This is a genomic window from Leyella stercorea (assembly GCF_021531355.1).
Taxonomy (GTDB): Bacteria; Bacteroidota; Bacteroidia; order Bacteroidales; family Bacteroidaceae; genus Prevotella.
The window spans coordinates 1-3,243 of sequence record NZ_JADYTS010000129.1 but is presented as its reverse complement, the minus strand read 5'-3'; the positions used below and the strand labels follow the sequence as shown (position 1 = coordinate 3,243).

The 3,243-nt window shown below is 51.1% G+C and carries 1 protein-coding gene; it reads right to left on the bottom strand.

Going from position 1 to position 3,243, the window contains the following annotated elements; translation table 11 throughout:
• Positions 1 to 3,243: DEAD/DEAH box helicase family protein (locus I6E38_RS14475; RefSeq protein WP_235394650.1), on the bottom strand; the 3,243-nt coding region annotated here is incomplete at both ends.

Genomic DNA, 3,243 nt, shown 5'->3' with positions numbered 1-3,243 from the left:
AGAGCGCTGCCATAATTATAGTCGCCTATCGTCCTACGGTAAGCGTCTGCCAACACTCCGTGTCCTCTTACGGCATCCTGCACAGCTTGGTTGAACTCCTCTGCATGGTCGGGAGATACCGTCGGGAAGTCTCTCGAATAGTCATACGGACTGTCTATGATGCGTCCGCTCATAGTGCCTAACGTATCTTGCAGATAGTCCGAGAACTCAATCTCCTGCTTGGCTACAGCCTCGGGGTTGCTTGTGCTCTGCTCCAGTCTGTTGTAGCGGAACTTGTATGCAGCACCGAAATGGTCAAGATAGAACTGTGTGCGTCCGCTAATTCTTCCGCCTTTTTCCACTTCGGGATACTTGAAGATGTAACCTTCCGCATAGTCAAGGTTCTCACGAGTGTTGAACGGTGTTGCCGATAGGAAGATTGTCTTCGTGTCCTTCCACTCGTTCTTTGCCTGCGCTTTAAGTTTAGGCTCCACTTCGTTTGTGTAATGGCTCAATGCCTTCACAAACTCGGCGTGTATCTTGCCAAGCTTCGGGAAGCTGGCATAATCCCCAGGAGTAAATCCGTTTCTCTCCTTCGGCAACATTCTGCTTGTAGCATAAGCTACGTCACGTGGTGTCGCGCTCGGGTGACTCGCTTTGTATTCGTCCTGTATACGTTTCACTTCCTTGCCGCGCTCAGCGTCAAACCGCTCACCAAGGCTTTTCATCTTCTGATAGTCCTTGTTCGTCTCCTGCAATCTCAAGAAACAGTGGTTCTCGCTTCTGTTCGTCACCATGTAGTGCTGCATACTGCGTGCCGTCTCCGTACCATTCTTGTTCTCCATGATACGGTGGCTCTCGTCGTATATCACAGCATCCCACTTGGTTTCCAGCAGTTTCTTATTCACGCCGAAGTTGGCGAATGTGGTTATCACTACGCCCTCACCGCTCTCTGTAGTAGCAGTAGTGCCACGCTCCTTAGCCCAGTCGTCAAGGTCGCGAATCTCCATATTCAGGTTGCGTCCGCCCTTTATCCAGTCGCTCACCTTCTTCTGACTCGGTGTCACGATAAGGATACGTCCCTTGCCTTGCTTCACAAGTCGCTTCGCAACGCCAAGTCCCGTAAATGTCTTGCCCGTACCAGTTCCATTGGTGAACATATATCCCTTGCCGTAGGCGTGCTCTCTGTCCGCGTGCTCATTGCCGAAGAACTGCGTCTCCGCTCTCAGTACGTCTTCCTGCTGTTGGGGTAGCAGATAAGGCAGAGTCTCCTCGATATTCTTCTTGTCGCCTATCTTCACCTTGATAGGCTCGGCGGCCACCTGACGCTTGTACTTCTCGGCATTTGGCGTAGCTATCTCCTTCTTCATGCGCTCCGTTCCGAGAATGCTTGCCCATTCGCTAAGCTTATGGGTCACACCGTCAACCTCGATGTTGGAGTTCCACATGTTCTTGATGTAGTCATACACCTCCTCATCGCTAAGGCCGAGCTTTGTTAAGTGACCGCCGAAGCTGCCCTTCATGGCATCTATCCAGTCGTTAAGCTTCACAACGCCCTTCTTGATGTGGAGATAGCCCAACTTTGTCAGCGCAGGAATCAACTGCTTGTACACGGCCATCTTCTGCTTGTTGATACCAAGCTTGCCCAACAGATGGTTGCTTGCCAAAGGAATGATAGAAGCGTTTGTACGGTCGCTTATGATACTGCCCTTGGTTCTTCCGTCAAAAAGGCTGTTGAACAAATCGTCAACCAACGACTGAGTGTCGCTGATTTCCTTGTCTATCTGTTCTACTGTTGACAGATTTCGGCTATCAATGCCTCGTCCGCCGGTAGCTTCACCAGCTTTTTCATCACTAAAGTTGCCACTTCCTTCATTTCCTCGCTCACGTACATCACGTCCCGTGCCACGTACTCCACGGCTTCCTCTGGGCTTAGTACCTCCAGTAGATACTGGTTCCACTCTGGATGCTCCTCCGTGAACTTGCTCACCGCCCTGTTCTCCAACAACAGTAGCAGCGTGTACCTTGCCACTCTCTCCGCCAGATACTCGTTCTCCTGACTGTACAGATTCTCCTCTTTCAGGATTTCCGTCACCTTCGCTTCCACCCAGTTGTCCGCTATCCACTCCTTGTGGTCGGCTGTCAGTTCGTCCCAATCCTTCGCCGCCTGCATTATCGGCAGCATCCAACTGTGTTCCGTCTTCTGTTCCGCTACTTGGTACAGAATCTCGTTCTCTATTCCTAACATTGTCGTAAACTGTTAAATAAGATAATGTGTTAATAATATTCTTGTCTCCGTTGAGATAGGCCACGGCGTTTGCCTTGTCTACGCCATCACAATCAGAGTTCTTAATCTCGTCAGCATCAAGAGGTTTCTTCTCGGTTTCGGCTACCTGCTCGTCAAACTCCATGTCAGCCCAAGGTTTGTCTATCTTCTCGGCTTCTGCTTTGCCTGCTTCCTCGCCAAGAATCTTTCCAATCTCACGGCCGATAATCCTACGTCGCTCCACCAAGCCGATGCCGTTTCCTCTCAGCTTAGTTTCCATCGCCTGCTTCATATCGGCGGTAGCACGCTTTATCTCTTCAGCGTCACCACTCTCCTTAGCCTTTACCAGTCCGTCCTTAGCCTTCTGCACCTGCTCGTCTTTGAACATTTCTGCAGTATGCGCCAACCAAGCCAACGGATTTGTCTTCGAAGGTTCTTCACCCACCTGCGCAGAAGCGCCCTTCTCACCCAATGGCTTAGGAAGGCCCAAAGAGGCTTCGGAAGGCTTATTGCCACCCTCGCCATTGGCTTCTTCACTCTCCCTCGGGTCTACTCCCTTTGCCCAGTCTGCCAGCACCTTGTCTGCCACTTCCTCAGCCGTAGTAAAGTGAATGCCAAGCACATCAGCCACGCCCTTCCAATACTTTGTCAGAGCCTCCTTTACCTTTTCCAGGAATCCCTTTGCCTTCGCGCTCTCAGTCACGCTCTTGCCTTCCTCTGCAGCAAGCTTTCTCACCACGTCCTCAAGCTTCTTCGTGCCCTCGCGTCCTGAGTAGGTAGTAATCATTTCCTCATACAAGGCGTCGCCTTCCAGTTCGGGGTACAGCTTCTGCACCTCATCCTTCAGACCATCCACCTTATCAAAGAGCTTCTTCACATTCTCCCATTCCTTGGGATTCACACGGCGCAGCATGTCACACCACAAGTGGGTATACTCATGCAGCGGTGTCTCTGGCTTCATCTTCTTCGTGTCGAGATAAATCTTCTCACCGTCAGTA